This window comes from Mitsuaria chitosanitabida ATCC BAA-476 = NBRC 102408 (genome assembly GCF_001598255.1).
Lineage (GTDB): Bacteria > Pseudomonadota > Gammaproteobacteria > Burkholderiales > Burkholderiaceae_C > Roseateles > Roseateles chitosanitabidus.
Genome location: NZ_BCYP01000005.1, coordinates 1 through 27000, shown reverse-complemented (window position 1 = coordinate 27000; position 27000 = coordinate 1). Strand labels below are relative to the sequence as shown.

Genomic DNA, 27000 nt, shown 5'->3' with positions numbered 1-27000 from the left:
CATCGATGGCACGCTCGTCCACTCCCTTCTCCCTCCACCGTCTCGCCGTCGCGCTCGTCTCCTGCGGCCTCGGCCTGCACGCGGCCGCGCAATCGGCCAACCCGTCCGACTCGCCCCCCTCCAGCACCGCCCTGCCCGGCGTCGTCGTCAAGGGCGCGTCCGAAGCACCGCTCTCCGTCGGCGGCTTCGGCGACACGCCCATCGCCAAGCTCCCGCTGCAGGCCAGCATCGTCAGCGCCGAGCGCATGACCGATCGCGGCCTCATCAGCCTCGCGGGCCTGACCTCGCTGGATGCCAGCGTCGGCGACTCCTACAACTCGGCCGGCTACGTCTCCTATCTGAAGGTCCGCGGGTTCGACCTCGACAACCGCTTCAACTACCGCCGCGACGGGCTGCCCATCAACGCCGAGGCCGCGATCTCGCTCTCGAACAAGGGCAGCCTCGAGGTGCTCAAGGGCACCAGCGGCATCCAGGCCGGCACCAGCGCCCCGGGCGGCCTGGTCAACCTCGTCGTGAAGCGCCCCACGCTCGAGCTCACCAGCGTCACGCTGGCCGTGAGCGAGCGAGGCACCATCGACACCGCGATGGACTGGAGCCGCCGCTTCTCCGACGGCCACGGCAATGACAAGGCCTTCGGCCTGCGCGTCAACGTCGAGGCCGCCAAGCTCCGACCCGAGCTGCGCGACGCCGACGGCAACCGCTGGCTGCTGTCCGCCGCCGGCGACTGGCGCGTCAGCCGCGACACGCTGGTCGAGGCCGAGGTCGAGCTCAGCCGCCAGAGCCAGCCCAGCCAGCCCGGCTTCAGCCTGCTCGGCAGCACCCTGCCCGATGCGAAGTCCATCGACCCGCGCATCAACCTGAACAACCAGTCCTGGAGCCAGCCGGTCGTCTTCGAGGGCAAGACCGCGTCGCTGCGCGTCACGCATCAGCTCAACGCCGACTGGAAGCTGCAGGCGCATGGCGCCATCCAGCGCCTGGTCAATGATGACCGCCTCGCCTACCCCTTCGGCTGCACCGCGAGCGACGGCACCTACTACGCGAGCAGCTACTGCCCCGACGGCACCTTCGACCAGTACGACTTCCGCAGCGAGAACGAGCACCGCGACACCGACGCGCTGGACCTGTCCGCGCAAGGCAAGCTGGACATCGGCGGCATGCGCCACGACCTGTCGACGGGGGTGCTGTTCTCGCGCTTCCGCAGCCGGCTGCAGGGTCAGGCCTACAACTTCGCGGGCACGGGCAACATCTGGGGCACGCTGCCGACGGTCGCCGATCCCTCGCTGACCGGCACCAACACCGACCGCACCGAGCGAAGCACCGAGTTCTACCTGCGCGACGCCGTGCAGCTGAGCGAGCGCTGGCAAGGCTGGCTGGGTCTGCGCCACACGCGCCTGCACCGCGAGAGCTGGCAAGTGAACGCCGCGCCCGGCGCCGAGCAGCCCACCCGCTACAGCCAGTCGCTGACCACGCCCTGGCTGGGTGCGAGCTATGCGATCGATCCGCAGCTGATGGCCTACGGGAGCTGGGGCGAAGGCGTGCAGTCCGATGTCGCCCCGAACCGCGCGGAGTACGTCAACAAGGGCCGCGCCCTGCCCGCGCTGCGCAGCAAGCAATGGGAGTTCGGCCTGAAGTCGGGCAGCCGCTCGGTGGACTGGTCGATCAACTACTTCGACATCCGCCAAGCGGCGGCGCGCGACGTCGACGCGGGCGGCGGTCTGGTCGAGCGCGTGCTGGACGGCACGCAGCATCACCGCGGCATCGAGGCGCAGGCCGACCTGAAGTGGACGGGCGGCGGCGTGGTCGCCAGCGCGATGAAGCTGCGCGCCCGCATCGAGGGCAGCAGCGATGCGAGCCTCAACGGCCTGAAGCCGGCCAACGTGCCCGAGACGACGCTGAAGCTGCAGGCGCACCAGAACGCTTTCCTCACCGGACTGGAGCTGCAGGCGGGCCTGGTCTACGAGGGCAAGCGCATGGTGCTGCCGGACAACTCGGTGGCGATCCCGGGCTGGACGCGCCTGGACCTGGGCGCGAAGTACGAGCAGAACGTGGGCCGCCAGCTGCTGATCTGGCGCGTGGGCGTGGACAACGTGACGGACCGCCGCGCGTGGCGCGAGTCGCCTTACCAGTACGGTCACGCCTACCTGTATCCGCTCGCCAATCGCACATGGCGTGCTTCGGTGGAGTGGGTCTTGTAAGGCGCTAGTTTTTCTGTGTATACTCTTAGGCTGTGATCCCCGATAGCTCAGTCGGTAGAGCGCCGGACTGTTAATCCGTAGGTCCCTGGTTCGAGCCCAGGTCGGGGAGCCAAGATCAGATGACGAAGGTCTTCGGACCTTCTTCTTTTTCAGCCAGAGTCCCACCGAAGGCCCTGGCCCAAGAATTCAGATCGATTGGATCTGGAAACGACAATTCCTCGATAGCTCAGTCGGTAGAGCGCCGGACTGTTAATCCGTAGGTCCCTGGTTCGAGCCCAGGTCGAGGAGCCAAATCAAAGCCCCGTCGCAGCAACGCGTCGGGGCTTTTTCTTTGGTGCTCTCCGCTTGGAGCGCACCCTGCGCATGGGCGAACTAGCCCGCCTTCCCTCCGAGGCCGGCCTTCACCCGATCCAACCACCCCGACACCGCCCCCACCGCCTGACTCCCCTTCCCCAGCAAGGAATGGAGTTCCGCCTCCGCGCGCTCCGCGAGGGATTCCTCCTTCTCCGGCAACGGCGGCAGGATGTGCGCGAAGTAGGTATGTCCCAGCAGGCGATGCAGCAATCGCTCGCCCGGGAAGGGCTCGTTGTTGTTGAGCGCGCGGGCGCCCTTGAGGATGTTCCGGATGTCGTATTGCGTCGGGCTGATGTCCGGCACGACCTTCGGCAATCCCAGCAAGGTGTAGACCCCGATCCGCGCCGTCCTCACCGAGCTCTCCATCGTGAAGATGATGTCGTTGCTGGTCTCGACGAACTGACCCACCAGCGCGAGATTCGTGCAGCCCTCCGGCACCACATGCGGCCGATCACCAGCAGCGCGCGGCATGAACTGCGCGGTGATGTAAGGCATCAGCGCCGTGCGGACCTTGGTATTCGCCGCGATCTCGTCGATGCGGTCCACGATGCCGAGGTGATAACTGAGCTCCTCCAGAATCTCCCGGCCCGTGCACGCCGGCATGGCCTTGCGAACGTAGTTGCCCTCCTTGTCCATCAAGAGCGCATAGACCCACAGCACCAGCACGTCATCCGGCTGCGTCGGGAAATGCGGCTGCCGATTGCAGGTGAAGCTCAGCACCCAGTTGGAATCGGTGAAGGTGATGATCCCGCCCGTCACCGTTTTGCCCGAATACGGGTCGTTGACCGACAACTCCTTCAATCGATCCACCAGTGGCGAGGGCTTGCAGGTCAGGGTCGCGGATTCCCACATCGAGCCCGCGACATTCCCGTAGAACTTCTCCGGTCGGCCGAAGACCGGCGATCGCTTCGCCAGGTTCTTCCACAAGGTCCAATCGCTGTCCTCGCCCGGCTCCTCATTCCCTCGGGCAAGGACTGGCACCGTGTTCATGTCGCCATAGGCCGTGCCCTCGGTCATCGAGCCGGTCAGCGCGAACACGACGTCCCGCGCGCCGACGGTGATCACGTCATCCTGCCCGCCTGACCTGCAGCGGAGCGCCGTCACCGTGCGCTCGCCGTTCGATTCAGCGAAATCGAGATCCCGCACGCGCGTGTCGAATCGGACCTGGACGCCCTTCTCCTTCAGATGCCGCGTCAGCGGCACGACGAAGCTGTCGTACTGGTTGTACTTGGGGAAGACGAGCGCCGACATGTCGGTCAGGCCATCGATGGCATCGAGGAATCGATGCATGTAGAGCTTCACCTCGAGCAGGCTCTGCCAGTTCTCGAAGGCGAACATCGAGCGCCAGAGGTACCAGAAGTTGGTCTCGAGAAAGCCCGGGCTGAAGTACTCCTCGATGGTGACGTCGTCGAGCTCCTCCTTGCGCTTGAGCAGCAGCTTGATGACCTCCCACTGCTGCGACTTGCTCAGCCCCAGCGTCGAGAAATCGCGAATCTGGCCCTGCTTGTGCATGAGCCGCGCCTTCGACCAGTTGGGGTCGTTGTCATTCACGAGCCGGTATTCATCGAGAACGCTGTATCCCTCCGGCAGCTCCAGCGCCTGCACGTCCTGGAAGACGTCCCAGAAGTTGTCGTAGTTCCAATTCATTTCCCGGCCGCCGCGGACGACGTAGCCGTCCTCGGCATTGCCGGCACCGTCCAGCGATCCGCCGGTGATGTTCAGCGTGTCGAGGATGGTGATGTCCTCGCCCTTCATGCCGCCGTCGCGGATCATGTAGAAGGCCGCAGCCAGGCCGGCGATGCCGCCGCCGATGATCCAGGCCTTGCGGCCCTCGACCGGCTCGGTGGGCACGGGTCGGTGCCGCATGTAGTTGCCGGTCATGTCCGATGGCGGCAGCGTGTCGGTCGGCCCCTTGCGCCAGAAGCGCTCTCCGACATGGGCTTCGACCGGCGTCGACAGCGATGGGGATTGCATTGCGCGATCACGCTCATTCGTCATGACTGTCCCTTTCATATCGCCGGACTTCGGCGAGTGCGAGGTCCAATGTATCGATCGGATTCCCCATGGCGATTGACATTGGTCAGGTCGCCACGAATGGTGGGCGAGCAGAGGCTGAGCCTGTCCCATTCTTTTGGCCGGATCCGGCGCCCGTGGTCTGATGGGCGCTGTCTAACCTATGTCGAGGACAGGTCATGCCTCTCACCTTCCGCGCTGTCCGGGCTACTACGCGCGCTTTCGGATTCAAGCCGGAGCCCGGCCTGGTCTTGCCCGATGTCCCACCGGAGTACTTCATGGCCTTGTCATTCGACGGCAACTCGCCCCGCGGCATCGTGAGCTATCACGAGGCCTTCAATCCGGCGGGACCGCAGTAGGTCGCGGTAAACGGTCATCGCGTCTCGCGCGTTCGACCTAGCTTCAGGGAGATCAAACACATGAGAGTTCCATTGCTTCCCGTCCTGATGCTGTCGATGGGCATGAGCTTCGGCATCGGGGCCCAGGCCGAAGTCTGGAAATGCGTCGTCGATGGCAAGGTCCATTACTCCGACGTCCCGTGTCCCAGCAAGGGCGAGGCCATGCCCTCGCGCACGCTGCAGGGCAACTCGGTCGACGCCTCCACCGATCGCGCCCGCGTCGCGGCGATGGCCGCCGAAGCCGACGCCGCGGCGGAAGCCGAGCGGCCATCGGCCATGAATCGCTCGCCCGTGGCGCCCACCACGCCCACCAATGTCTGCCCCTCCGATCGCGACATCGCGGGCATGGAGACCAAGGCCAGCTCCATCTCGCTGAGCGCGGAGGCGAAACGATTCGTCCAGGACGAGATCCGCCGCGCCCGGCAATGCCAGAAGGGGCGCGGTCAGTACACCGCGTCGGACTGGAACGTCAGCAAGCAGGCGGTCGACGCGCAGAGCAGCCTGACCGGCGGCGCCGATGCGCGACGCCGCGCGGAGGCGATGCACAGCGCGGCCGACGCCGCGGAAGCGGATCGCATCGCGCGCCAGCAGGAAGCGGAGCGGCGCGAGGCCGCGCGCAAGGCGCAGTGGCAGCAGCAGCGCCGCGATCGCTGAGCACCACCTTCGGACACACCAGTCACCGTCGTCAGATTCGGATTCGGAAATTCATTGCTCTGGGAGGGGCCCCATGTATCGGAAGGCGATCGTTTCGTTCCTTGATGTTCTTGGAACAAAGGCAAATCGGGACTTCGAAGCCAAGCTTCGAGTGCATCGCGCATTTCATGAGTCCATGCGCGACTTCGCGCTCAGGGAACGCGCCGAGGCCGCCTACTTCCGAAAGGCCTTCGCGTTCTCGGACTGCGTTTATCTCGTGCACGCTCATCGGAGCGACGATTCCCAGTCCCTCGAAAGAGATGACGCCCTGATTCAGACCGCGCTGTTCAATACGACGCTCACTACCCTTCGATTGCTCAACGAAGGGCACTTCGTCAGAGGAGGGATCGCGTTCGGCGATGTCTTCATGGATGAGCTGGGATTCTTCGGGCCTGCCTTTGAGAAGGCATATCAACTTGAGTGCGAAGCGGGCGGCATGCCACGGCTGGTCGTTGAACCAGAACTCGGTGAACGCGCTCGAGCCTATTCGATTCGCAGCCACATCGCGATCAATGAGCAGTTGCCGGCGTCAATGCGGCGCACCACGCTGCCTGAGCTGGTCAAAGTGGACGGGGAGGTCCGTCATCTGAACCCGCTCTACATCCTTGAGATGGAGGGGCGCATCGACATGAAAGGGCTGGAACTCACCCATGAGGGCCTGGTGAGCGCCCTCCGGGCCAAGGCGACCTCACAGCTGGGTGATGTATCCGAGTCCGTACGCGAGAAGTCGCGATGGATGCTTGAGTTCGTGGACGGGTCCGCCGTCAGTCTCATGCGGGGCGGGCGAAGCCATGCGTGGATACCAACGTAACTTCCCCGCCCTCATCCCACGCAGACCCTCACGGGCTTGCCCTTGAGTCCCGTCTGCTCGGTGATTGCCGGCGCCATTTCGGTGTAGCGCCCCCAGCGCCGCCTGTCCGAGCCATCCGGCGCGCGATCCACGAGCAGGCACAGGTCCCTGTCGATCGCCATCGCCATGCGCTCCATCGAATTGGGCTTGGGCGAATTGGCCCGGGGGTCGACGGCGGCCGGATTCGCGAACGCGCCCTGAATGGCCTCGCGCGACGGCGCCAGCCGTAACGGCGCATGGCTCGTGCCCGGCCCGTCCGACGTCGCGCGACCCGTCGTCGAGCCGCTCGTCGAATCGCCCGCCACAGGCGTGCCGGCCACCGTCCCGTCCACGTCGAACGCCGGAACCTCCGTGATCACGCGGACCGGTGGCACCGCCAGGCGCGGCAGCTCCCACGGGCGCTCGCGTTCACGGGCGCGATCCCGCTCGACCTCCAGCTGCCGCAGGCTCAGCCGGATCGTCGGCGAGTCCTCGAAGGCGGCGTTCCGCCGCGACGCCATCATCCACAGCTGGAGCAGCAGCACATGCGCCAGCATCACGCCGCCCAGGACCATCGTCCGGCGGCGAGCGTCCATCACTCGCATCGCAAGCCTCCCTTCCCGCCCCGCGCGACGTCTATCGATCGCGCTTGAGCAACGCCCGCCACATGGCCCAGTCCCTCGACATCGGCGGCAGCGACAACACGAACAGCAGCGCCGCCAGCGGGATCACGCACACGAAGCCCGCGTGCTTGAAGCCCAGCGCCCCGGCCGTCCCGCCGACCACGAAGGCCGCCAGCAATCCGCCGGCCCGCTTCGCCCGCGCGCGGTCGTGCCGCACCGCCGGCTGCGTCTGCCCGGGATGGCGATTCCAGTACAGCATCTTCCCCAGCTCCATCCCGAGGTCGGTGATGTTGCCCGTCATGTGGGTCGTGCGGATGCTGCCACCCGAGGTCTTGGACCCCACCGCGTTCTGCAGCCCCATGATGAAAGACAGCAGCAGCACCGTCAGCGGCACCGCGAAGGGTGTGTGCCAGGTGAGCGTGATCGCGCCCATCAGGCCGAAGGGGAAAAGCAGCGCCGCCTCCAGCATCAGCGGCAGCGCATAGACGCTGCGCAGGCCCCGCTGCCGCGCCCAGTTGACGAGCATCGCGCACACCGCGGCGCCGCAGACGAAGGCCAGGATCGCGCCCAGCGCGTTGAGCACCAGCGTGCCCTCGCCCAGCACCGCGCCGTCCGCGAGCTGCGACGCGAAGCCGGTCATGTGCGAGGTGTAGCGCTGCAGCACCAGGAAGCCGCCCGCGTTCACCGCGCCGGCGTAGAAGGCGAGCAGCAGGCCGAGCGCCTGGTTGGTCGACGGCGCGCGATGGCGGCTCGTCAAATGAAGCAGCCGTCTCACGGCCGGCGTACCCTCGCCGATCGCATCGTCACTTGCCTGCCGACAGCGCCCATCGGCCTTCCGCGGACTTGCAGGCATTCCAGACGCTGGACTTCTCGGCCCGCTTCTTCGACGACACCCAGACCTGCACGCGCTTGCAGCTGCGGCCGTCGGCCTCGCTGCGGCGCAGCTCCTTGAAGCGGCCGGCGGCGCCCGTCGCCGGGTTGCTCCAGCGGACTTCCTCGGGCGCGCCTTCGGCGGCCAGGGTCTTGTTGGCCGCGTCGAGGAACATGCGCAGGTCCTCGTCGTCGAAGTTCTCCGCGGGCGTGTTCTTCAGCGCGGCGATCCAGCCGGCCGCATGCGCGGGCGTGGTCAGGCCGACCGACACCCACACCCCGAGCACGAGCGCGGACCAGGCCGCGGCGGAGGGAAACGCAAACAGGCGACGCATGGCGAGGACTCCCGGTGGCGATGACAGTGCGGGCCATGATACGGTCGCCTCGACCCGGCCGTCACGCGACCGCTTGGCGTCGCCGGTCGACCGAGTCCCGCATGCCTGTTTCACCGCTCGTCCAGGGAGGACACGATGACGCGATCGATGAGGCTCCTGAACCGGACCCGCCAGGCGCTGTGCGCGCTCGCGGCCGCCACCGCCGTCACGGCATTCACCGCCGCCACGTTCGGCGACGCCGCGCTCGCCTGCACGCGGGTGGTCTACCTCGGCCCCGACGGCAACATCGTCACCGCCCGGTCCATGGACTGGAAGGTCGACGTCGCCACCAACCTCTGGATCTTCCCGCGCGGCATGGCGCGCACGGGAGAGGCCGGACCGAACACCTTGAAGTGGACGTCCCGCTACGGGAGCGTCATCGCCACCGGCTACGACATCTCCACCACCGACGGGGTCAATGAGGCCGGGCTCGCCGCCAACGTGCTGTGGCTGGTGGAGTCGCAGTACCCGAAGTTCGACGGCAGCAAGCCCGGACTCACCATCGCGGCCTGGGCGCAGTACGTGCTCGACCGCTTCGGCAGCGTGCGCGAGGCCGTCGAGGCGCTGCGGCAGGAGCCCTTCACCCCGGTCACCGACAACGTGCCCGGCGAGGACCGGCTGGCCACGCTGCATCTCTCGCTCTCCGATGCCACCGGCGACAGCGCCATCATCGAGTACATCGACGGCAAGCAGGTCATCCACCACGGCCGCCAGTACCAGGTGATGACCAACTCGCCGACCTTCGACCATCAGCTCGCGCTCAACGCGTACTGGAAGCAGATCGGCGGCACCGTGATGCTGCCGGGCACGAACCGCGCGGCCGACCGCTTCGCGCGGGCGAGCTTCTACGTCAACGCCATCCCGCGCTACGAGGATCCGGACCTCGCGCTGGCCGCGATGTTCAGCGTGATCCGCAACGCCTCGGTGCCCTACGGCATCACCACGCCCGACGAGCCCAACATCTCGTCCACGCGCTGGCGCACCGTGGTCGACCACAAGCGCAGGCTCTACTTCTTCGAATCGGCGCTGACACCCAACGCGTTCTGGGTCGACCTGAAGAAGATCGACTTCTCCGAGAAGACAGGCCAGGTCCGCGTGCTGGCCCTGGGCGAGCATCAGAAGAACGTCTTCGCCGGCGAGGTGTCCGCGCAGTTCAAGCCGAGCAAGCCCTTCCGCTTCCTCGGCCTGCCCGGGGTCTGAGCGGCCGAACGCCCCGGCGCGCGGACGCCGCGGGCCCGCGCGCCAATCGCCCATCGCTGGAACTGGGCCGGACTTGCCTTGCTGTTCGTCAAGGCACCGTCACAGAGCGTCGGCAGAATGCAAGGCATCCGAGACAACAACCGGCTGCGACATAGGGCAGAAAGCTGGAACCCGTCACCAGCGTCACGGATACCCTCTTCCGAAGGCCACCCACACGGGTGGCCTTCTTCATTGGCGGCTCGCCTCGCCCCGCAACCCCGCAGCCATGGGCCTGCCGTCGGGGTTTGCCCGCAGTCCCGTCGCGCATCCCCATCACCTCAGGTAAAGAAGGATGAAAGTCGGGCGCGACCTTCGTCACCAAACGTACACCGTGCGATCCTTGCGCCCGCTCGCGCCGTGTCCATCCCGACACGTGCGCCGACGCTCCGTCCACTCCCCGCGCTTCCGTCCTAGCCGTCGCCAGACTGGCCGCGCTTGCCTTGCCATTGACCTCGATGACACGCACCCGCCGCCCTGCCCTGCAGCCTCTTTCGTTCGCCCTGTTGCTGGCCCTCGGCAGCTCCGCCTGGTCCCAGACCGCGCCCCCCGCCGAAGCGCCCCCGCAGAAGGCGCCCACCTCCCCGCCGGCACCGGCCTCCCCGCCGTCGCGCGCCCGCAGCGACGCCGCGCCGGTCAAGCCCGACGCCCGCCTGGATCGCGTCGAGATCCAGGGCACCTCGCGCGACGACGATCAGCGCCGCGCCTCCACCGCCTCGAAGATCATCATCGGCCGCGAGGAGATCGAACGCTACGGCGACAGCACCATCGGTGAAGTCCTCAAGCGCCTGCCCGGCGTCACCACCGGCGGCCGCCCCGGCCGAGGCGGCGAGATCCGCATGCGCGGCATGGGCAGCGGCTACACGCAGATCCTGGTGAACGGCGAGCGCATGCCGCCGGGCTTCTCGCTCGACGAGTTGCCGCCCGAGCAGATCGAGCGCATCGAGGTCATGCGCGCGCCCACCGCCGAGTTCGGCGCCCGCGCCATCGCCGGCACCATCAACGTCGTGCTCCGCGAGGCCCTCCAGCGCCGCCTCAACGAGGTCCGCGTCGCCGCCGCCTTCGAGCGCGACCACGTCACCCCGCACCTGAGCTGGACCCGCAACGACAAGCTGGACGACAACGGCGGCGCCTACAACTTCACCGTCAACGCGATGCAGCACAAGCGCGTCGACGACATCCACTCGACCTCGCTGACCCAGCTCGTCGATCCGCAGGGCAACGTCACCCGCCAGACCCTGCTGACCAACCTCGGCCACGCCGACGACCAGCGCAAGTCGCTCAACATGACGGGCCGCCTGCAGCTGCGCCTGGACGGCGGCGACACCCTCGCCATCCAGCCCTTCGTGATGGTCAACCGCGGCACCAGCGCCAGCCAGTTCAACCAGGACCAGACGCCGGCGCTCCCGACCACCGACCTCGACCACATCCGCTACACCGACGCGTCCACCGACGGCAGCAGCCGCGCCGCCATGGCCCGGCTCAACCTGCAGTGGAACAAGCGCATCGACGAGCACTCGCGCCTGGAGTCCCGCGTCGGCGTCGGCCGGATGACGATGAACAGCGCCTCGCACCGCGAGGAGGACAACGGCCTGGCGTTCTACCGCACGCAGGACGACGACACCCGCAGCCGCGACACCTCCTGGAGCTTCAGCACCAAGCTGACCCACCAGCTCGACAACGAGCACAACCTGGTCGCCGGGCTCGAGGGCGAAGGCACCCGCCGCAACCAGACGCGCACCTGCCTGCAGAGCTATGTCGAGGGCTCGGCCGGCGCGCCCTGCGTCTACCTGGCCGACTTCGGCGACAACGTCAACGCATCGACCCGCCGCTTCGCCGCCTACGCGCAGGACGAGTGGAGCCTGGGCAAGCAATGGGGCTTCTACGCCGGTCTGCGCTGGGAAGGCATCAAGACCGAGAGCACCAGCAACCTGGGTCCGATCAGCAACACCTCCAGCGTGCTGACCCCGCTGCTGCACGCGGTCTACAAGCTCGACGAGAAGAGCAAGGAACAGATCCGCGCCAGCCTGACGCGCAGCTACCGCGCGCCCAACCTGAACGACATCGTCGGCCGCCTGAGCATCAGCAACCGCTACGCCTGCGGCGACCCGACGCAGCCGCCCTGCACCACCAACACCATCGACTCGCCCGACCGCATGGGCAATCCGGGCCTCAAGCCCGAGATGGCCACCGGCGTCGAGATCGGCTACGAGAAGTACCTCAGCAAGGGCGGCCTGCTCAGCGCCAACTTCTTCTACCGCCGCATCACCGACCTGATCCGCAGCCAGGCCATGCTCGAGCCGGTCCCGTACTCGCCGGTCCCCCGCTACGTCGTGCGCCCGCGCAACATCGGCGACGCGACGACCTACGGCGTCGAGCTCGAGGCCAAGTTCCGCCTCGACGAGTACCTGACCGACGCGCTGCCCGTCAACCTGCGCAGCAACCTGTCGCTGTTCCACTCGGCGGTCGACGGCATCCAGGGGCCCAACAACCGGCTGGACCAGCAGCCGCGCTACACGGCCAACCTCGGCGCCGACTACCGCCTGCGCACGCTCCCGCTGACGCTGGGCGCCTCGCTGAACTACACGCCGTCCAACCTGCTGCAGCAGAGCAACCAGGTGCTGGCCGACATCGACAAGAAGCGCGTCATCGACGCCTTCGCGATGTGGACCTTCTCGCCCGCGGTGGCGCTGCGCGTCTCCGCGAGCAACCTGGAGCCGCTGAGCTACGGCAACGGCAGCCTGTCGATCACGCCGGGCCGCATCGTCACCAGCGAGAGCACCGGCCGCAGCTTCACCGTCTGGCAGGTGCGCTTGGAAATGAAGGTCTGAGCGCGCGTCGGACGCAAAAAAGGCTGCCATGACGGCAGCCTGAAGGCGGGGCACGGGAGCCCCGCGAGGGCGACGGGGGCCGCGATTGCCGGCCCCCCAGGAGTCAACTTGTCGGTGTCAGTGCCGCGCGGACGCGGCCTCGCGCGAGGCGACCAGCGCATGGCTGGCGGGCGACCACACGGTGGCGCCCACGCCCAGGGCCAGCAGCGCCAGCACCATCCAGACCAGGGGCGAGGTGCGGCGGCGGCCGATCGGCCGCGGCGGGCGCGAGCCCTGGCGCACCGGGCGCAGCTGCGACGGCAGCTTGTAGGCCGACAGGCGCTGCAGGCGGACCGCCTGTTTGCTGCCGTCACTCTTGGACACAACCTCGAAACTCACGCGTTCGCCTTCCTGAGGCGACTGGCCGTCCAGCGGGAAGGCCGACACGTGCACGAACAGGGCTTCGCCGCCCTGCTCCGGTCGCACCATGCCATGGCCGCGCTCGGCGTACCAGCTATCCAAGGTTCCTTCGAATCGCATCTCTGAATCCCCCAATGCCACCGGCTTGATCCGGTGTGGTCGCCCGTCCCTGCGCCGCGGGCAGGTGGCCCGCAAGGCGCCCTGGCCGGGCGCTTCTCTCTCTGATCGGACATGGCCCGGCAGCGTGGGCCGGGCGTAGGGGATGGATCCTGCCTGGGCCGCGCACGCGCCAGGCAACGACCTGTAAGCCGTGCAACGACTGGGAGAATTCAGACGAATTTCAGAGAACGATCGGCCCGTCGCCCCGATGGCGACGGGCTTCCCGGCGATCAGCGCACCGGGTGCGTGCGCTAGCGCACGCTGGCCGGCGTGGCGGCGTCGGCGCCCGCCGCGGGCGCGGCGGCCGGCGTCGCGGGGGGCGCGGTCGCCTGCACGCCCGGCTTCAGGTAGCGGTCGAGGAAGGCCAGCATCTGGCGGTTGGACACGATCTGGTTCTTCTTCTTCGTGAAACCGTGGCCCTCGTCGTCGAAGACCACGTACTCGACCGGTACGCCGTTCTTCCGGACCGCCTCGACGATCTCGTCGCTCTCCGGCTTGATCACGCGCGGGTCGTTCTTGCCCTGGATCACCATCAGCGGCTTGCGGATCTCCTTGGCATGGAACAGCGGCGAGGTGGCGATCAGCATCTCCTTGTCCTTCACCGGATCGCCGATCTCCTGGTACAGCGCCTGGCGGAAGCTCTCCCAGTAGGGCGGGATCGACTCCAGCGTGCGCAGCCAGTTGGACACGCCGAAGATGTCGATGCCCACCTTGAAGGCCTCGGGCCGGAAGGCCATCGCCGCCAGCGTCATGTAGCCGCCGTAGCTGCCGCCCATGATGCCGATGCGCTCCGGATCGATCACGCCGGTCCCCGCCAGATAGGTCTTGGCCTCGATGCAGTCCCACAGCGGCTCGCGGCCGTGCTTGCCGTCGTCGGCGGTGAAGAAGCTCTTCCCGTAGCCCGAGCTGCCGCGGTTGTTGATGCCCAGCACCGCGTAGCCGTGGTTCACCAGGTACTGGATGGTCGCGTTGTAGCCGCGCATGGTCTGGCCGCCGGGGCCGCCATGCACGTAGAGCACCGCCGGCACCTTGTGCGTCGGCGAGGCCTCCTTGGGCTGGTAGTAGACCGACGGGATCACCATCCCGTCGAAGGAGCGGAAGCGCACGATGCGGCCTTCCACCAGCTCCTCGGGATCGATCTCGCGGGACAGGCTGTGGGTCAGCTGCTTCGCCTGCCTGGTCCCGAAGTCGTAGACGTAAAGGTTGCTCGGCGAGCGGTCCCCGTTCAGGTAGAAGGCCATGCGCTGGCTGCTGCGGGAGAAGCTCACCCCGCGCAGCTCGCCGCCCGGCAGCTTGGGCAGCGCGACCGGCTTGCCGTCGGCGGTGGTGACGATGCGCAGCGTCAGGCTGGCATCGGCGTTGATGCCGGTGACGCGGTAGCGGCCGTCGCGCGAGAACACGCTGTAGACGATGTCCCAGTCCGCCTGCTCCATCTCGCGCGTCCGGCCCGAGGCCAGGTCGTAGGCCTGCAGCCGCGTGAACTCGCGCCCTTCGTTGCTCAGGATCAGCAGCGTCCTGGACTCGGGATCGAAGCTCGCCGCGTTGAACGAGGCCACGCCCTCGTGCGGCGTCAGGTGCTCCGTTTCCTTGCTGCGCGTGTCGTGCAGCAACACGTCGGAGTCGGCCGTCGTGTTGGTCCGCCCCAGCGCGATCCAGCGACCGTCCCCGCTGACGCCGAACACCGCCAGCCCGTCGTCGTTGCGGTAGACCAGCTCGCGCGCATAGCCCTTCGCGTCGTAGCGGTAGACGTCGAGATAGCGGGCGTCGCGCTCGTTGGTGGTCACGTAGAAGCTGTCGCCGTCCTGGCTCCAGCCGATGAAGGCGGCCTTGAGCTTCTCGCCGGGGGTCAGGTCTTTCTCGCTGCCGTCGAGCTCGCGCACGTAGAGGTGGTTGTTCTCGTCGCCGCCCCGATCGCGGGTGTAGAGCACGCGGTCGTCATGGCGGAAATAGCTCACGCCGTAATGCGTGTCGGTCGTGGACCGGGTGAGCGCCACCGGCTCGCCGCCGTCGACGGAGACGCTGTAGACGTTGAACACGCCGGTCACGTTGCTGCTGAACAGGATGCGCTTCTCGTCGGCCGAGAAGGAGGCCCCGGTGATCGAGGTCGTCGCCATGAACTGCTCGATCGTGTAGGGCTTGGCCGCGCGCGGCGCCACCGGCTGCGCGGCGGACTTGGCGGCGGGCGCCTCCGGACGCGGCGCGGCGGCCTGCGCCGCGGCGTTCAGCGCGAGGGCCGCGGCCATCGCCACGCAGCGGGCGCCGACGGCGGCGCGCAAGGTCTGCTCTCTCATCGTGTCTCCCTGAGTTGGATGGAAATACGGTGGGCCGGCCTCGTGGGACCGACCTCGTGGGCCGGGGCGGATGGCCCCGGTCGAACCCGGCGTGCCGGGCGCGGGGTCACTTGCCGGCCGGCACCTGTCCCTCGACGCCCTTCACGTAGAACTTGATGCCCTGCAGGAACTTGTCGTCGGCGACGGCGTCCTTGGCCAGGACCTCCTTGCCGTCCTGTCCGGCGATGGGGCCCTTCCAGATCACGAAGCTGCCGTCCTTCAGACCGGCCTTCACCTGATCCAGCCGCGCCTTCGCCTCCGCCGGCACCGCGGCGTTGAGCGAGACCAGGTCGATCGCGCCCTCCTTGACGCCCCACCAGCTGTGCTTGCCGGGACCGGCGCTCCAGCTGCCGTCCAGCACCGACTTCACGGTCGCGATGTAGTACGGCGCCCAGTTGATCACCGCCGAGCCCAGGTGGGCCTTCGGCCCGTAGCTGCTCATGTCCGAGTCCCAGCCGAAGGCGTACTTGCCGTTCTTCTCGGCGGTCTGCAGCACGGCGCTGGAATCGGTGTTCTGCATCAACACGTCGGCGCCGGCGTTGATCAGCGTCTGCGCGGCGTTGGTCTCCTGCGGGGGGTTGAACCAGTCGTTGACCCACACGACCTTGACCGTGACCTTGGGGTTGCTGCTCTGCGCGCCCAGCGCGAAGCTGTTGATGTTGCGGATGACCTCGGGGATGGGGATGGAGCCCACCACGCCCAGCGTCCCGGTCTTGGTCATCGCGCCCGCGACGACGCCGGCCATGTAGGCGCCCTCGTAGGTGCGGGAATCGTAGGTCCGCAGGTTGGCCGACTGCTTGTAGCCGGTGGCGTGCTCGAACTTCAGCTGCGGGCTGTCGGCCGCGACCTTGAGCATCGGCTCCATGTAGCCGAAGGTCGTGCCGAAGACCAGGGTGTTGCCCTGCTGGACCATGTCGCGGAAGACGCGTTCGGCGTCGGCGGCCTCGGGCACCTTCTCGACGAAGGTGGTCTTGATGCGGGGGCCGAATTCCTTCTCCAGCGCCTTGCGCGCGTTGTCGTGCGCGAAGGTCCAGCCGCCGTCGCCGACCGGGCCGACATAGGCGAAGGCGATGTTCAGCGGCTCGCCGGTGGCGCCGCTGCCCGCGGTGGCGCCGGCCTCGGGCGCGGACGCCGCGCCGGCGGGCGCCTCGTCCTTCTTGCCGCAGCCGGCCAGCAGCAACAGGGCCGCCGCCGTGGCGGCGAGCAGCGGACGACGGGTCAGGGCGCGAGGGGTCATGGGGGCTCCAGAGGATCGGATGAAGGAAGGCTTCGACGAGGACGGCGACGCGGTCCGGCGCGCAGGCCGTCGCGGCTAACCGCCAGGGTGGAAGGGGCGTCCCAGCGAGGCCGGCATGTTGGCGCGGATGAAGCTCTCGTTGCGCGAGATCAGCACCAGCACCACGATCGTGGCCAGGTAGGGCAGCATGCTCAGGAACTGGCTGGCCACCTGCACGCCCTGCCCTTGCAGGTGGAACTGCAGCATGGTCACGCCCCCGAACAGACAGGCGCCGAGCAAGACACGTGCCGGACGCCAGGTCGCGAAGCTGGTCAGCGCCAGCGCGATCCAGCCCTTGCCGGCGATCATGCCCTCCACCCACAGCGGCGTGTACACGACCGAGCAGTAGGCGCCCGCCAGCCCGCACAGCGCGCCGCCCACCACGACCGCGCCGAGCCGGATGCGCCGCACCGGATAGCCCAGCGCATGCGCCGATTCGGGGGACTCGCCCACCGCGCGCAGCACCAGGCCGGTGCGGGTGCGGGCCAGCGCCCAGGCCAGCAGCGCGGTCAGCGCGATCGCGCCGTAGACCAGCGGGTGCTGGCGGAACAACGCCGGACCGATGAACGGGAGGTCGGCAAGACCTGGCACCGCGAAGTGCGGGCGCTCGGTCAGCTTGGCCTGCACGTAGTTCTGGCCGACGAAGGCGGAGAAGCCCGCGCCGAAGAGGCTCAGCGCCAGTCCGGTCGCGTACTGGTTGGTGTTGAGGTAGACCGCGAGCAGGCCGAAGGCCAGCGCCATCAGCGCGCCCGCGCCGATGCCGGCGAGGAAGCCCACGACGTCGCTGCCGCTGTGCACCGCCGCGGCGAAGCCCGCGATCGCGGCGACCAGCATCATCCCCTCGGCCCCGAGGTTCACCACCCCGGCCCGCTCGTTGATCAGCAGCCCCAGCGCGGCCAGGGCGATCAGCGTGCCGGCGTTCAGCGTCGCGGCGATGAGCAGCGCGTAGGTCTCCATCAGCGCGCCTCCTCGGAAGCGCCGAGACCGCGCACGCTGCGGATCCGGTAGTGGATGAGCGTGTCGCAGGCCAGCAGGCTGAACAGCAGCAGGCCCTGGAACACGCCGGTGATGGCTTTGGGCAGGCCCAGCCGCGATTGCGCGAGCTCCCCGCCGATGTAGAACATGCTCATCAGGATCCCCGACAGCACGATGCCCACCGGATGCAGCCGGCCGACGAAGGCCACGATGATGGCCGCGAAGCCGTAGCCCACCGGCACATAGGGCGTGAGCTGCCCCAGCGGTCCCGCCGCCTCCAGCCCGCCCGCCAGTCCCGCCAGCCCGCCCGACAGCGCCATCGCCCCCCACAGCGCGCCGCGCGAGGAGAAGCCCGCATAGCGCGCCGCCATCGGCGCGATGCCGCCGGCCTGCAGCGCGAAGCCCGCCATCGATCGGAACAGCAGCCACCAGCCACCGACGACCGCCGCCAGCGCGATCCACACGCCGATGTGCAGTCGCGTGCCGGGGAACAGCTTGGGCAGCTGCGTCGCGGGCAGGAAGGTGATGGTCTGCGGGAAGTTGTAGCCGGCCGGGTCCTTCCACGGCCCGTAGACCAGGTACTGCAGCAGCAGCTCCGCGACGTAGACCAGCATCAGGCTGACCAGGATCTCGTTCGCGTGGAAGCGGTCGCGCAGGAAGGCCGCGATCGAGGCCCAGGCCATGCCGCCCAGCGCGCCGGCGATCAGGATGGGCAGGACGATCAGCTTCGTGCTGCCGGCGTCCGCCTGCATCGCGACCCAGCCCGCGGCCATCGCGCCGGCGACGAACTGGCCCTCGGCGCCGATGTTCCAGACGTTGGCGCGGAAGGCCACGGCCAGGCCCAGCGCGATCAGCACCAGCGGCGTCGCCTTCAGGCCCAGCTCGCCCAGCGCGTACCCATTGCGCAGCGGCTCCCAGAAGAACATGCGCAGGCCCTGCACCGGGTCCTTGCCCAGCGCGAGGAAGAGCGCGACGCCGATCAGCGTGGTCAGCGCCAGCGCCATCAGCGGCGAGGCCAGCGACATCGCCGTCGACGGCTGCGCGCGCGGTTCAAGCCGCAGCATGGACGTCCTCCTCCCACAGTCCGCTCATCCACAGGCCGACGCGCTGCACGCTGGCCTCGGCCACCGGGATCGCCGGAGAGAGCCGCCCCCGCGCCATCACCATCAGGCGGTCGCTGAGCTCGAAGAGCTCGTCGAGTTCCTCGCTCAGCACCAGGAGCGCGCAGCCCGCCTCGCGCAGCGCGAGCAGCTCCGCGCGGATCTGCGCCGCCGCGCCCACGTCCACGCCCCAGGTCGGCTGCGCGACGATCAGCGCCTGGGGCGCGGCGTCGATCTCGCGGCCCATGATGAACTTCTGCAGATTGCCGCCGGACAGGCTGCGCGCGGCCGCCTGCGGCCCCGCGGCGCGGACGCCGAAGCGCTCGATCAGCCGGCGCGCCAGGGCCGTCGCCTTCGCCGTCGACACATGGCCGAGCACGCCGACCGGCTCGCGCCGCGTCAGCAAGGTGTTCTGCGCCAGCGACATCGCCGGCACCGCGCCGCGCCCGAGGCGCTCCTCCGGCACATGGTGCAACCCCAGCGCGCGGCGGCGACCGGGGCCGAGCGGCCCGAGGTCGACGACGACGCCCGCGTCGCCGCCCCCTCCCGCGGCATGGCGCCGGGCGATGTCGGCGGGCGTGTCGCGGTCCGCCGATGGCGAGGCCGAGCCCCGACGCGCGGTGCGCGGCACATCGTCCACCCAGGTGATCGCGCCGCGCGGCGCTCGCCGGTCCTCGCCGGACAGGGCGCGCAGCAGTTCCTGCTGGCCGTTGCCGGACACGCCGGCCAGGCCGAGGATCTCGCCGCGGCGCAGCTCGAGCGCGATGTCCACCAGCGCCGTGCCATGCGGCGTCTCCGGCGCGAGGCTCAGCCCGCGCACCCGCAGCCGCACCGGCGCGTCGGCATGGGTCGCGCGCGCGGTGAGCCTGGGCGGCTCCGCGCCGATCATCAGCTGCGACAGGCCGGCGTTGGTCTGCTCGCGCGGATCGACCTCGCCGGTCACGCGGCCCGCGCGCATCACCGTGCAGCGATGGCACAGCGCGCGGATCTCGTCGAGCTTGTGGCTGATGTAGAGGATCGCGCAGCCCTGCGCGGCCAGCTGCCGCAGCGTCACGAACAGCGCCTCCACCGCCTGCGGCGTCAGCACCGAGGTGGGCTCGTCCAGGATCAGCAGCCGCGGCGAGGTCATCAGCGCGCGCAGGATCTCGACCCGCTGGCGCTCGCCCACCGACAGCGCATGGACCGGACGTTCGGGGTCCAGCGGCAGGCCGTACTCGGCGGAGAGCTCGCGCACCCGGGCGCGCACCGCGTCCAGCGTGATCGAGCGGTCCAGCCCCAGCCAGATGTTCTGCGCCGCGCTCAGCGAGTCGAACAGCGAGAAGTGCTGGTAGACCATGCTGATGCCCAGCGCCCTCGCCTGCGCGGGCGTGCGCACCGCCTGCGCGACGCCGTCCCACAGCAGCTCGCCGCCGTCGGCCCGCACCGCGCCCGCGATGATCTTCATCAGCGTGGACTTGCCCGCGCCGTTCTCGCCCAGGACCGCGTGGATCTCGCCCGGCGCGACGCGCAGCGAGACCGCGTCATTGGCCCTCACGCCCGGGTACTGCTTGCTGATGCGGCGAAGTTCCAGGCGCGGCGGGGTCATGGGCGGCGGGGGCTCCTCAGGGTCTCCGGTAACGGAGCGCGCCAGCGACATAGCTGGCGACCAGGTTGCGTTCGTCCGACAGCGTCATCCAGGCGAAGGCGCGTTCATGCGGATCGCGGGCCAGGTCCATGCGGGCCTGCGCGACCGGCCCGACGGCCCAGTCCCAGATACAGACGTCGGCCAGTGTAGCCACGCCGAAGTGGCCCAGTTCCTCCGACAAACCCAGGGCCTCGGCCGCGCCGCGCGTGGCCGCGTGCAGGCCCGCCCAGGCGGTCAGGCGCTGGCCGTTGAGCGCCTGCACCTTGTAGCCGTCCGCCAGCGTGCGCTGCGCCGACAGCGAGGTCCCGCCGCCCACGTCGCTGGCCGCGCTGACGCGCACACCGGCGTTGAGCGCGCCGGGCCAGTCGAACAGCCCGCTGCCCAGGAACAGATTGGACGACGGGCAATGCGCGATCTGCGCGCCGCTGCGCAGCAGCACGCGGCGGTCCTCGTCGTCCAGCCAGATGCCGTGCGCCAGCACCGCGCGCGGATGCAGCAGGCCGACGCGGTCGTAGACGTCCAGGTAGCTGCGCGCCTCGGGGAAGAGCTTGGCCACCCACTCGACCTCGCCGCGGTTCTCGGCCACGTGGGTCTGCATGTAGAGGCTGGCATCGGCGCGGCACAGCGCGCCGGCCATGGCCAGCTGCTCGGGCGTGCTGGTGGGAGCGAAGCGCACCGTGACCGCATAGGACAGGCGCTCACGGCCGTGGTGGCGGGCGATCAGGTCCAGGCAGTCGCGCTCGGCCTGGACCACGTCGTCGCGCAGGCCCTCGGGCGCGTGGCGGTCCATCAGCACCTTGCCGGTGATCAGCCGCATGCCGCGTTCGGCGGCCGCGTCGAAGAGCGCGTCGGCCGAGACCTTGTGCACCGTCGGATACACGACGGCCGAGGTCGTGCCGTGCGCCAGCAGCGCGTCCAGGAAGCGGTCCGCGCCGAAGCGCGCGACCTCGGGGTCGATGTAGCGGCCCTCGGCCGGGAAGGTATAGGTGTTGAGCCAGTCCAGCAGCTCGGTCCCGTAGGACGCAATCACGTCCAGCTGCGGGCTGTGCACATGCGTGTCGACGAAGCCCGGCAGGATGAGCCGGCCCGAGTGGTCCTCGCGCTGCCAGCCCTCGCCCGGATCAGCGGCCTGGAGGCCGGCGATGCGGCCGTGCTCGATCAGCAGCCAGTGGTCGGGGAAGAAGCGCACGGCGGGATCGTCCACGCGCGCCCATTGCGGCGCGGCGGCGAAGTCCAGCAGGTCGCCCTTCAGGGCCAGGCGCGCCGGAGCGGCGGAGCGTTCAATCGTCATGCGGGGTCAATCAGGAAAACAGAAGGATAAGGGGACGGACTCGCGCGCGTCGGTCCTGCCGGCTCGGCCCTGTCCCTCGGGCCGGCGAGGCATCTCCGACGCGCGATGCGCCGGGGATCAGGGCACCAGCTCGCGGGCGGTCTCCCGGACCTGCTCGCGCAGCCAGCGCAACGGGGCGCTGTTGTGGCTGACGTCGTGCCAGAGCTGGTAGTAGGTCATCGGCGGGAAGGCCACGGGGCAGCGCAGCACCGTGACCGGCAGTTGATCGAGGAAGCGGTTGCAGAACAGCCGCCCGGTGGTCAGCACGAGCAGGCTGCGCGCCACCATCTGCGGCAGCTGGCTGAAATGCGCGCCGCGCACGGCGATGCGGCGCTCCAGACCCAGCGAGGCCAGGTGCTGCTCGATCACACCGGGCTGGCCCGGGCTGAGCGGCATGGGCGCCAGGTGCTGGCAGGCCAGGTAGCGCTCCTGCGTCCAGGCGCGCGGCGCCATGCGGGCGGCAGGGTGATCCTTGCCGACCAGGCAGACCACCTCGTCCACCAGCAGCCGGCCCAGATGCAGCTCGGCGGGCGGCTCCAGCCAGTTGCCGATCACCAGGTCCACCTCGCCGCGGGCGAGCGAGGCGCGGTAGTCGTATTCGGCCGTGAGCGGCTGCAAGTCGAGCTGCACGCCGGGCGCGAGCCGCTGCAGCCGCGCCACCAGCAGGGGCAGGAACAGCGGATCCAGGTAATCGCTCGCGGCCAGCCGGAAGCGCAGGTCCGCGGTGGCGGGGTCGAAGCCGGTCTTGCGCAGGCGCGTGCCGAAAAGCTCGTCGGCCTCGCGCAGCAGGCGTTCGGCGGGGGCGAGCAACTCCAGCGCGGTCGCGGTGGGCGTCATGCCGGCGCCGCTGCGCACCAGCAGCGGGTCGCCCGTCAGGGTGCGCAGACGCCGCAGCTGCGCGCTCAAGGCGGGCTGCGTGCTGCCGAGCCGCATCGCGGCCCTGGACACACTGCGCTCGGAAATCAAGGTCTGCAGCACCCGCACCAGAAGGAGGTCGATCTTGTCGAAAGGCAGGTCCTGCGGCATAAGCGATGACATATGTAGGCTATACGCCGCATCGTATAACCATTACTCCGGCACAGGAGTACCGTTCCAAGTCATTGCATCCGCGCGCGACATGCGCTTGATGGGCGTTCGACAAACGCTCGATCCGTCTCGGACGCCCGTCCCGGGCGGTGCGGTTCTTGCATTCGTTCCGACGCCATTCATTGCCCGCCTTCGACCCCGGCCAGCCGTTCATGAGCTCTCCTCGTCCGATCCGCTTCTTCCACCAGGGCCGCGTGCAGTCCGTCGAAGGACTGCCGCCGCAGACCACGGTGTTGCAGTACCTGCGCGAGCACGCCCGCTGCGCCGGCACCAAGGAGGGCTGCGCCGAGGGCGACTGCGGCGCCTGCACCGTGCTGGTCGGTGAGCTCGACACCGACGGCGAGGCCGTCTCGCTGCGCGCGGTCAACGCCTGCATCCAGTTCCTGCCGATGCTGGACGGCCAGGCGCTGCTGACGGTCGAGGACCTGGGCGCGAGCACCGACCTCGGTCCGGTGCAGCAGGCGCTGGTGGACTGCCACGGCTCGCAATGCGGCTTCTGCACCCCCGGCTTCGCGATGACCATGCAGGCGGTCTACGAGCGCCATCAGGCCTGCGGCACGCGGCCGACGCGACAGGATCTGGCGGACGACCTCGCCGGCAACCTCTGCCGCTGCACCGGCTACCGGCCGCTGCTGGACGCCGGCGAGCGCATGTTCGAGCAACCCGTCCGCACGCTGGACCGCGCGCCGATCGTCGCCGCGCTGCGCGGGCTGCGGGACGACCCGGCGCTTCACTACGAAGCCCGCTCTCGCGCCGGCACGCCGCAACGCGTCTTCGCGCCGCGCACGCTGGAGGAACTGGCGGCGCTGCGCGAGGCCATGCCGGACGCTCGCCTGGTCGCCGGCGCGACCGACGTGGGCCTGTGGGTCAACAAGCAGCAGCGCGAGCTGGGCGACGTGATCCTCACCGGACGCGTCGAGGACCTGCGCCGCATCGACGTGATCACCGTCCACGGCCAGGGCGCCGCGCCGGGTGTGATGAGCGCCAACGGCCACCTGTCCGCCGGGCCGGCCGTCGCGGCGGCGGCGGTGCCCGCGCCGGCTTCGCGCACGACGCTGCGCATCGGCGCCGCCGTCCCGCTGGAGGAAGCCTGGGCCGCCTTGGCCGAACGCGTCCCGGCGCTGCGCGAGCTCTGGCTGCGCTTCGCCTCGCCGCCGGTGCGCAACGCCGGCACGCTGGGCGGCAACGTCGCCAACGGCTCGCCCATCGGCGACGGCCCGCCCGCGCTGATCGCGCTGGGCGCGCGCCTCGTGCTGCGGCTGGGTGCGACGCGGCGCGCGATGCCGCTCGAGGACTTCTATCTGGACTACATGAAGAACGCCTTGCGGCCCGGCGAGTTCGTCGAGGCCGTCGAGGTGCCCGAGCCGTCCGCCGGCACCCGGCTGCGCGGCTACAAGATCGCCAAGCGCTATGACAGCGACATCTCCGCCGTTTGCGCCGTGCTGAGCCTGCGGCTGGAGGATGGCGTCGCGCGCGACGTGCGCTTCGCCTTCGGCGGCATGGCCGCAACCGTGCGCCGCGCCGCCAAGGCCGAGGCCGCCGTCAGCGGCCGGGCCTGGAACGAAGCGAGCCAGGCGGCCGCCGCGCTGGCGCTGACCGAGGACTTCACGCCGATGACCGACCTGCGCGCGAGCGCCGGCTACCGGCAGCGCGTCGCGGCCAACCTGATCCGGCGCTTCTGGCTGGAGACCCGCGCCGATGCCCCGGTCGCCGCCGCGTCGGCCAGCGTCTGGCAAGCCATCAACCTGCAGCGGAGCGTCGCATGAACAAGCCCGCCGAGCTGCCGATGGATCGCACCGGCGATCCCCGCGTCAATCGCACCGTCGATCCGATCCTCGATCCCGCAGCGGGTCACGCCTCCACCGCCCTGGACTCGGGCCCGACGCCCGAGTCGCGGCCTCAGGTCGGTGTCAGCCGCGCGCACGAGTCCGCCCACCTGCACGTGAGCGGCGAGGCCGTCTACATCGACGACATCGCCGAAGCCCACGGCACGCTGCATGCGGCGCTCGGGCTGTCGCCGATCGCGCGCGGGACGCTGGTGTCCATCGATCTGGAACTCCTGCGCCGCCAACCCGGCGTGGTGGCGGTGCTCACCGCCGCCGACATCCCCGCCGAGAACAACTGCGGTCCCCTGCTCCACGACGACCCCATCCTCGCGGAGGGCGAGCTGCGCTACGTCGGCCAGCCGGTCTTCGCGGTGATCGCCCGTGATCGGGAGCTGGCGCGCCGCGCCGCCGCGCTCGCCAAGCAGGCCATCGTCGCGACGCCCCTGCCCGCGGTGCTGACCGCGCGCGAGGCCCATGCCGTCGGCCAGTACGTGATCCCGCCCATGCACCTGACGCGCGGCGAGCCCGCATCCGCGCTGGCCGCGGCCCCGCATCGCCTGGACGGCGAGTGGGCCGTCGGCGGGCAGGAACAGTTCTATCTGGAAGGTCAGATCAGCTACGCGCTGCCGCAGGAGAACCAGGCGCTGCTGATTCATTGCTCGACGCAGCATCCGTCGGAGATGCAGCAACTGGTCGCGCATGCGATGGGCTGGCAGGCGCATCAGGTCACGGTGCAATGCCGGCGCATGGGCGGCGGCTTCGGCGGCAAGGAGTCGCAATCGGCGCTCTTCGCCTGCGTGGCCGCGATCGCCGCGACCCAGCTGCGCCGGCCGGTGAAGCTGCGCGTCGATCGCGACGACGACTTCCTGGTGACGGGGCGCCGGCATGGCTTCGATTACCGCTGGTCGGTGGGCTTCGACGACGAGGGCCGCATCCTCGCGGCGGAGATCGACCTGATCTCCAACTGCGGCCACAGCGCCGACCTCTCGGCGCCGGTGATGGCGCGGGCGCTGTGCCATTTCGACAATGCCTACTGGCTGCCGAACGTGGCCATGCACGGCTACTGCGCGAAGACGAACACGCAGAGCAACACGGCCTTCCGCGGCTTCGGCGGTCCGCAGGGCGCGCTGGCGATCGAGATGATCGTCGACGGCATCGCGCGGCGGCTGGGCGTGGATGCGCTCACGGTGCGGCAGCGCAACTTCTATCGCGAGGGGCACGAACTGACCCCCTACGGCCAGCAGGTCGAGGACAACCTCCTCCGCCCGCTGACCGACCGGCTGATCGAGACCTCCGGGTATCACGCGCGGCGCGCGGAGATCACGGCGTTCAACGCGGGCAGTCCCGTGCTGAAGAAGGGGCTCGCGCTCACGCCGGTGAAGTTCGGCATCTCGTTCAACGTGGTCCACCTCAACCAGGCGGGCGCGCTGGTGCACGTCTACACCGACGGCTCGGTGCTGGTGAACCACGGCGGGACCGAGATGGGCCAGGGGCTCAACACCAAGGTCGCGCAGGTCGTGGCGCATGAGCTCGGCATCCCCGCGGCGTCGGTGCGCGCCAGCGCCACGGATACCAGCAAGGTGGCCAACACGTCGGCGACGGCGGCGTCCACCGGGTCGGACCTGAACGGCAAGGCGGCGCAGGACGCGGCGCGCAAGATCAGGCAGCGGCTGATGCCGCTGGCGGCGCGGCTGCTCGGCTGCGGCGAGGACGCGCTGGTCTTCGACGGCGGCGAGGTGCGGGGCGGTGGACAGGCGGTCGGGTTCAAGGAGCTGGTCGCGAAGGCCTATCTGGAGCGGATCCAGCTCTGGAGCGACGGCTTCTATGCGACGCCCGGGCTGCATTGGGACCGCGCGAAGCTGCAAGGCAAGCCGTTCTACTACTACGCGTTCGGGGCGGCGGTGGCGGAGGTGCTGGTGGACACGCTGACCGGCGAGACACGGGTCACGCGGGCGGATGTGCTGCACGACGTCGGCCGGTCCTTGAATCCGGCGCTGGACATCGGACAGGTCGCGGGCGCGTTCGTCCAGGGACAGGGATGGCTGACCAGCGAGGAGTTGGTCTGGCATCCGAAGAGCGGGCTGCTGCTCACGCATGCGCCGAGCACGTACAAGATCCCGACGGCGAATGACATGCCGAGGGACTTCCGCGTCGCGCTGTTCGACGCGCCGAATGCGGCGGACAGCATCCACCGGTCGAAGGCGGTCGGGGAACCGCCGCTGCTGCTGCCGTTCTCGGTGCTGCTGGCGATCAAGGATGCGGTGGCGGCGTGCGGGGCCGAGCGGTGCGACCCGCCGCTACGCGCGCCGGCGACGCCGGAGGCGGTGCTGGACGCGATCGAGGCGGTCTCGTCGGCGACCTGACGTGATGTGACGTGAGAGACGCCGCGTTGAGCCCCTCGCCCGCTGCGCGGGAGAGGGGTGGGGGTGAGGGTCGTGGCATGCCAGAGCCTCAACACCCCTGCGATTGACGCTCCGCG

General features: G+C 69.5%; 20 protein-coding genes and 2 tRNA genes. 10 read left to right on the top strand and 12 right to left on the bottom strand.

What is annotated here, in order from left to right:
- Positions 1–5 precede the first annotated feature (5 nt).
- The 3 genes from MCHT01_RS02625 (at position 6) to MCHT01_RS02615 (ending at position 2486) form a co-directional block, all read left to right on the top strand.
- Positions 6–2195, top strand: a complete 2190-nt coding sequence (locus MCHT01_RS02625; protein ID WP_067062015.1) for a TonB-dependent siderophore receptor — start codon at positions 6–8, stop codon at positions 2193–2195.
- A 36-nt stretch (positions 2196–2231) separates the two neighbouring features.
- Positions 2232–2307, top strand: a tRNA-Asn gene (locus MCHT01_RS02620).
- Between the two features lie 103 nt (positions 2308–2410).
- A tRNA-Asn gene (locus MCHT01_RS02615) sits at positions 2411–2486 on the top strand.
- A gap of 81 nt (positions 2487–2567) precedes the next feature.
- Here MCHT01_RS02615 and MCHT01_RS02610 read toward each other — a convergent pair.
- On the bottom strand, positions 2568–4523 hold the full coding sequence (locus MCHT01_RS02610; RefSeq protein WP_245643136.1) for an oleate hydratase: 1956 nt from the start codon (positions 4521–4523) through the stop codon (positions 2568–2570).
- Between the two features lie 218 nt (positions 4524–4741).
- On the opposite strand from MCHT01_RS02610, the gene MCHT01_RS25395 reads away from it, so the two are divergent.
- The 3 genes from MCHT01_RS25395 to MCHT01_RS02600 all read left to right on the top strand — a co-directional run bounded on the left by MCHT01_RS25395 (position 4742) and on the right by MCHT01_RS02600 (position 6464).
- On the top strand, positions 4742–4921 hold the full coding sequence (locus MCHT01_RS25395; RefSeq protein ID WP_218017850.1) for a hypothetical protein: 180 nt from the start codon (positions 4742–4744) through the stop codon (positions 4919–4921).
- Positions 4922–4981: 60 nt separating this feature from the next.
- Entirely contained in the window at positions 4982–5614 is a 633-nt protein-coding gene (locus MCHT01_RS02605) for a DUF4124 domain-containing protein (protein ID WP_084451688.1), read from the top strand.
- A 73-nt stretch (positions 5615–5687) separates the two neighbouring features.
- Positions 5688–6464: a hypothetical protein gene (locus MCHT01_RS02600; protein ID WP_148661353.1), complete on the top strand. Its 777-nt coding sequence runs from the start codon at positions 5688–5690 to the stop codon at positions 6462–6464.
- 11 nt (positions 6465–6475) lie between these two features.
- On the opposite strand, the gene MCHT01_RS02595 is transcribed toward MCHT01_RS02600, so the two are convergent.
- The 3 genes from MCHT01_RS02595 to MCHT01_RS02585 are packed head-to-tail and all read right to left on the bottom strand — an operon-like array spanning position 6476 to position 8310.
- Positions 6476–7087, bottom strand: coding sequence for a hypothetical protein (locus tag MCHT01_RS02595; RefSeq protein WP_067062004.1), 612 nt, complete (start codon positions 7085–7087; stop codon positions 6476–6478).
- Positions 7088–7118: 31 nt separating this feature from the next.
- A complete protein-coding gene (locus MCHT01_RS02590; protein WP_067062002.1) occupies positions 7119–7880 on the bottom strand; it encodes a YoaK family protein in 762 nt (253 codons plus the stop codon).
- A gap of 28 nt (positions 7881–7908) precedes the next feature.
- Positions 7909–8310, bottom strand: a complete 402-nt coding sequence (locus MCHT01_RS02585; protein WP_067061999.1) for an RT0821/Lpp0805 family surface protein — start codon at positions 8308–8310, stop codon at positions 7909–7911.
- Between the two features lie 135 nt (positions 8311–8445).
- On the opposite strand from MCHT01_RS02585, the gene MCHT01_RS02580 reads away from it, so the two are divergent.
- Positions 8446–9549, top strand: a complete 1104-nt coding sequence (locus tag MCHT01_RS02580) for a linear amide C-N hydrolase (protein ID WP_067061996.1) — start codon at positions 8446–8448, stop codon at positions 9547–9549.
- 494 nt (positions 9550–10043) lie between these two features.
- Positions 10044–12416, top strand: a complete 2373-nt coding sequence (locus MCHT01_RS02575; RefSeq protein ID WP_084451685.1) for a TonB-dependent receptor plug domain-containing protein — start codon at positions 10044–10046, stop codon at positions 12414–12416.
- Between the two features lie 117 nt (positions 12417–12533).
- On the opposite strand, the gene MCHT01_RS02570 is transcribed toward MCHT01_RS02575, so the two are convergent.
- From MCHT01_RS02570 to MCHT01_RS02535, 8 genes are all read right to left on the bottom strand, one after another.
- The gene (locus MCHT01_RS02570) at positions 12534–12935 is read right to left on the bottom strand and encodes a cold-shock protein (protein WP_084451683.1); all 402 of its coding nucleotides are present in this window, start codon (positions 12933–12935) and stop codon (positions 12534–12536) included.
- Between the two features lie 290 nt (positions 12936–13225).
- Positions 13226–15265, bottom strand: a complete 2040-nt coding sequence (locus tag MCHT01_RS02565) for a S9 family peptidase (RefSeq protein ID WP_067061989.1) — start codon at positions 15263–15265, stop codon at positions 13226–13228.
- A 106-nt stretch (positions 15266–15371) separates the two neighbouring features.
- Positions 15372–16541, bottom strand: coding sequence for a BMP family ABC transporter substrate-binding protein (locus MCHT01_RS02560; RefSeq protein WP_067061986.1), 1170 nt, complete (start codon positions 16539–16541; stop codon positions 15372–15374).
- Positions 16542–16616: 75 nt separating this feature from the next.
- Entirely contained in the window at positions 16617–17537 is a 921-nt protein-coding gene (locus tag MCHT01_RS02555; protein WP_067061983.1) for an ABC transporter permease, read from the bottom strand.
- Positions 17537–18619: an ABC transporter permease gene (locus MCHT01_RS02550; protein ID WP_067061980.1), complete on the bottom strand. Its 1083-nt coding sequence runs from the start codon at positions 18617–18619 to the stop codon at positions 17537–17539. Before MCHT01_RS02550 ends, MCHT01_RS02555 begins: the two co-directional genes overlap by 1 nt.
- Entirely contained in the window at positions 18606–20240 is a 1635-nt protein-coding gene (locus tag MCHT01_RS02545) for an ABC transporter ATP-binding protein (protein ID WP_067061978.1), read from the bottom strand. Before MCHT01_RS02545 ends, MCHT01_RS02550 begins: the two co-directional genes overlap by 14 nt.
- Positions 20241–20256: 16 nt before the next feature.
- Positions 20257–21570, bottom strand: coding sequence for a guanine deaminase (gene guaD / locus MCHT01_RS02540; RefSeq protein WP_067061975.1), 1314 nt, complete (start codon positions 21568–21570; stop codon positions 20257–20259).
- 117 nt (positions 21571–21687) lie between these two features.
- Positions 21688–22635, bottom strand: coding sequence for a LysR family transcriptional regulator (locus MCHT01_RS02535; RefSeq protein WP_067061973.1), 948 nt, complete (start codon positions 22633–22635; stop codon positions 21688–21690).
- A 212-nt stretch (positions 22636–22847) separates the two neighbouring features.
- Between MCHT01_RS02535 and MCHT01_RS02530 the strand changes: the two genes are divergently transcribed.
- Both MCHT01_RS02530 and xdhB read left to right on the top strand, forming a co-directional pair.
- A complete protein-coding gene (locus MCHT01_RS02530) occupies positions 22848–24461 on the top strand; it encodes a xanthine dehydrogenase small subunit (RefSeq protein ID WP_067062172.1) in 1614 nt (537 codons plus the stop codon).
- Positions 24458–26884 (top strand): xanthine dehydrogenase molybdopterin binding subunit, encoded by a 2427-nt coding sequence (gene xdhB, locus MCHT01_RS02525; RefSeq protein ID WP_169806086.1) that lies wholly within the window; start codon positions 24458–24460, stop codon positions 26882–26884. The genes MCHT01_RS02530 and xdhB overlap by 4 nt, the downstream gene beginning before the upstream one ends.
- The last annotated feature ends 116 nt before the right edge of the window (positions 26885–27000 follow it).